The sequence below is a fragment of the Microvirga aerophila genome (assembly GCF_003332305.1).
GTDB lineage: Bacteria > Pseudomonadota > Alphaproteobacteria > Rhizobiales > Beijerinckiaceae > Microvirga > Microvirga aerophila.
Genome location: NZ_QOIO01000148.1, coordinates 1 through 3,176, shown reverse-complemented (window position 1 = coordinate 3,176; position 3,176 = coordinate 1). Strand labels below are relative to the sequence as shown.

Sequence of the window (3,176 nt, the reverse complement as noted above, 5' to 3'; positions counted from 1 at the left end):
TTATAACCGTAAATGGGCCTGGGGAACGCGATGCCCCCACCACAGGATAGGGTCGAGCGGCGGCTGGCCGCTATCTTCGCGGCTGACGTGGCAGGCTACTCGCGCCTGATGGAGCGGAACGAGGTTAAGACGCTCCGCACCCTCACCGCGCATCGTCAGATCATGGACCGGCTGATCACCGAGCATGGCGGGCGCATTGCCAACACGGCAGGCGACAGTGTCCTGGCCGAATTCCCTAGCGCCGTTGATGCCGTTCATTGCGCGGTGAACGTGCAGGAAGCCCTCGCCCAAGTAAACCAGGACTCGTCCGAAGAGCACCGTCTTCAGTTCCGGATCGGAGTGCATGTGGGTGATGTGATGGTACGCGGCGGTGACCTCTTGGGCGACGGGGTGAACATCGCCGCGCGCCTGCAAGCGTTGGCCGAGCCGGGAGGCATCTGTGTCTCGGAAGCAGCCCAGCAATACGTCCGCAAGGCGCTCCATCTCGGGCTCGATGACCTCGGGCCTCAAGCGGTCAAGAACATCGAGGAGCCGATCAGAGCGTTCGCCGTGAGATCAGTCGAAGGAATAGAGCCGCTTTCGACGGAGCAGCGCACAACCTTAGCGCCTCCGGATAAGCCCTCGATTGCGGTGCTGCCGTTCACCAACCTCAGTCATGAACCAGAGCAGGACTACTTCGCCGATGGCGTCGTCGAGGACATCATCACTTCCCTATCACGCTTCCCACGCCTGTTCGTCACGGCCCGAAACTCCAGCTTCGCGTTCAAAGGCAGCGCTTCGCACCCGAAGCAGATCGGCCAGCAGCTTGGGGTGCGGTATCTGCTTGAAGGCAGCATCCGGAAGGCAGGAGCCCGCGTGCGCATCACCGCCCAGTTGATCGAGGCTGCGACCGGGACCACCCTCTGGGCTGACAGGTTCGATGGCGATCTGACTGACATCTTCGCCCTGCAAGACGAGATCACGGAACACGTCGTCGGCCTTCTGCATCCGCGCATCGAAAGGGCTGAGATCGAAGCCGCCAGTCGCAAGCGCCCTGAGAGCCTCACCGCCTATGACCGCTACCTGCGGGCGCTGCCGCTGTTCCACTCCATGACCCGTGCGGGCTTCGAGGAAGCACTGCGCTTGCTCCATGAAGCTCTTGCCCTGGAGCCGCACTTCGGAGCCGCCGCCAATCTTGCGTCAGCAACGGTCGGCCACCGGATAGCTCAGGGCTGGGCCACGGACGTGCGCAAGGACCTGGACGAGATGGTCCGCCTGGGTCGGCTCGCTCTGGATGCTGACCCCAATGACCCTGACGCTCTTGCCACGTCCGGTCGTGACCTCGCCTTCACAGGAGCCGACATTGACGGAGGAATCGAGGCGGTGGATCGGGCCGTCGAGATTTGCCCGAACTCATCTTATGCGTGGTCTCTGCGAGGGTGGACCTATGCCTATGCGGCTCGTCCGACTGACGCGGTGGAGGCATTCCTGCACGCCATCCGCCTCAGCCCGATGGACCTCTGGCTCTACTCCACTCTGACCGGCTTGGCTCTGGCCTACATCCAGATGGGCCGCTTTGATGCTGCCATCGCGGCCTCTCGCAAAGCCCTTCAACAGAATGCTCACCTCTCCTCGACGTTCCGCACGCTTGCCGCCGCGCTGGCCCACACCGGTCGGGCTGAGGAAGCAAAAGGGGCTGCTCACAGCATGCTGAGACTGGAACCCAATTTCACCATCACCGAGTGGAACCAGCGCAACCTGTGGCGGCAGGCTGCAAAGGACCTCTTTGTGGAGGGGATGCGCATGGCAGGTTTGCCAGAATAAGGTGATCTGCAATCCCTGGCGCTCGGAGCCTCCCGCGCAACTGTCCGCGCCCGTCGTGTCTCCCTCGCCTTGTCCGTGCTTGACAGCATGTTGTGACAGGTGGAAGCTTTCTCTGCCGCCGCTGGCAGCGTGCCGGTCCCTCCGGGGTTGGCGCAATTCTCCGAGAGGAGGTTCAGCATGGAACCACCTTGCAACGTGGCCGCGATAACCGCTGCGGCATCCGGACTGGCCACAGCGTAGCGGTTTCCCCGAACGGCAGACCGGGAGCGGCCTCAGGAACCGCATCAGTGAGGCATGGCATCTAGCCTCTCCCGGCCTTGATGGTTGGCCCATGTCAAGAAGGCCAACCTGTTTCAGCATGTTCGGACAGGGAGGTTCACCATGCGCCCACTCTTGCTGACGACTGCACTCCTGCTTGCCACGACCGGCACGCTGCTGGCTCAGGACCACAAAGCCGGTCATGCTATGAGGGCTGACCAACTCCAGTGGATGCCAGCCCCATCGGCTTTGCCGAAAGGGGCTCAGATGTCGGTGCTGTCCGGTGATCCCGGCAAGGCCGGTTCGTTCACCATCCGCCTAAAGGCCCCAGCGGGGTACAAGATTCCGGCGCACAGTCATCCCACCGCTGAGCGCGTAACTGTCATCGCGGGGGACTTCCATTTCGGGATGGGTGACAAGCTCGACGAAGCCAAAGCCGAGAAGCTTGGCAGTGGCGGCTTCGTTGATCTTCCGGCCAAGATGAACCACTACGCCTTCATGAGCACAGAGACCGTGGTGCAGATCGACTCGGAAGGTCCCTTCGCCATCATCTACGCCAATCCTGCAGAAGACCCAAGCAAATCCCAGTAAGCGGAGGTCGCCTCAATCGGACTGGAGCCCTTACGCACATTCGAACGAGAGGATGTGTCATGACTATGATAATCATCCACCATCTCGTTCAAAACTCTGAAGCGGAGAGACCTGTCTATGACGCTCACAAACCGGCGCGGAATTTAGTGGGTTTGACCAACGGGCGGGTGTTCCGCTCAGCGGACGACCCCAATCATCTCGTGATCCGATCCGATATGACGGACCGCAACAAGGCTGTGGCGTTTGCCGCCTCGAAGAAATAAAAGCTGCCCTGCAATCCGGCGTCTGTGGTGCCGTGTGAGATGCGGAGGATGCCAGGATGTCGAACCCGCTCATTCGCAAGCTGGAGAACTTCACCACGTTCTCCGAGGACGACAAGCAGGCGCTGAACAAGGCCACGCAACAGGTCAGACACTGTCGCGCCCGTGAGGACATCATCTGCGAGGGCGATTGCCCCGAGGTGGTCAACCTGCTGATGGAAGGCTATGCCTGTCGCTACAAGGACATGCAGGATGGGCGGCGGC

3 protein-coding genes and 1 pseudogene are annotated in these 3,176 nt (G+C 61.6%); all 4 read left to right on the top strand.

Annotated elements, in window-relative coordinates; genetic code table 11:
* Positions 1 to 30: 30 nt before the first annotated feature.
* Positions 31 to 1,803 (top strand): adenylate/guanylate cyclase domain-containing protein, encoded by a 1,773-nt coding sequence (locus tag DRB19_RS29275; RefSeq protein ID WP_114189458.1) that lies wholly within the window; start codon positions 31 to 33, stop codon positions 1,801 to 1,803.
* Between the two features lie 381 nt (positions 1,804 to 2,184).
* Positions 2,185 to 2,652 (top strand): cupin domain-containing protein, encoded by a 468-nt coding sequence (locus tag DRB19_RS29270; RefSeq protein WP_114189457.1) that lies wholly within the window; start codon positions 2,185 to 2,187, stop codon positions 2,650 to 2,652.
* 59 nt (positions 2,653 to 2,711) lie between these two features.
* Positions 2,712 to 2,915 carry a hypothetical protein gene (locus DRB19_RS29265; RefSeq protein WP_114189456.1) on the top strand — a complete coding sequence of 68 codons (204 nt, stop codon included), beginning with the start codon at positions 2,712 to 2,714 and terminating at the stop codon, positions 2,913 to 2,915.
* A 56-nt stretch (positions 2,916 to 2,971) separates the two neighbouring features.
* A pseudogene (locus DRB19_RS29260) lies at positions 2,972 to 3,176 on the top strand (Crp/Fnr family transcriptional regulator); the annotation flags it as partial.

What these genes read in the sequence shown, in the direction of transcription:
- DRB19_RS29265 (WP_114189456.1), top strand. Translation starts at nt 2,712, where the DNA reads ATGACTATGATAATCATCCACCATCTCGTTCAAAACTCTGAAGCGGAG.
- DRB19_RS29270 (WP_114189457.1), top strand. Translation starts at nt 2,185, where the DNA reads ATGCGCCCACTCTTGCTGACGACTGCACTCCTGCTTGCCACGACCGGC.
- DRB19_RS29275 (WP_114189458.1), top strand. Translation starts at nt 31, where the DNA reads ATGCCCCCACCACAGGATAGGGTCGAGCGGCGGCTGGCCGCTATCTTC.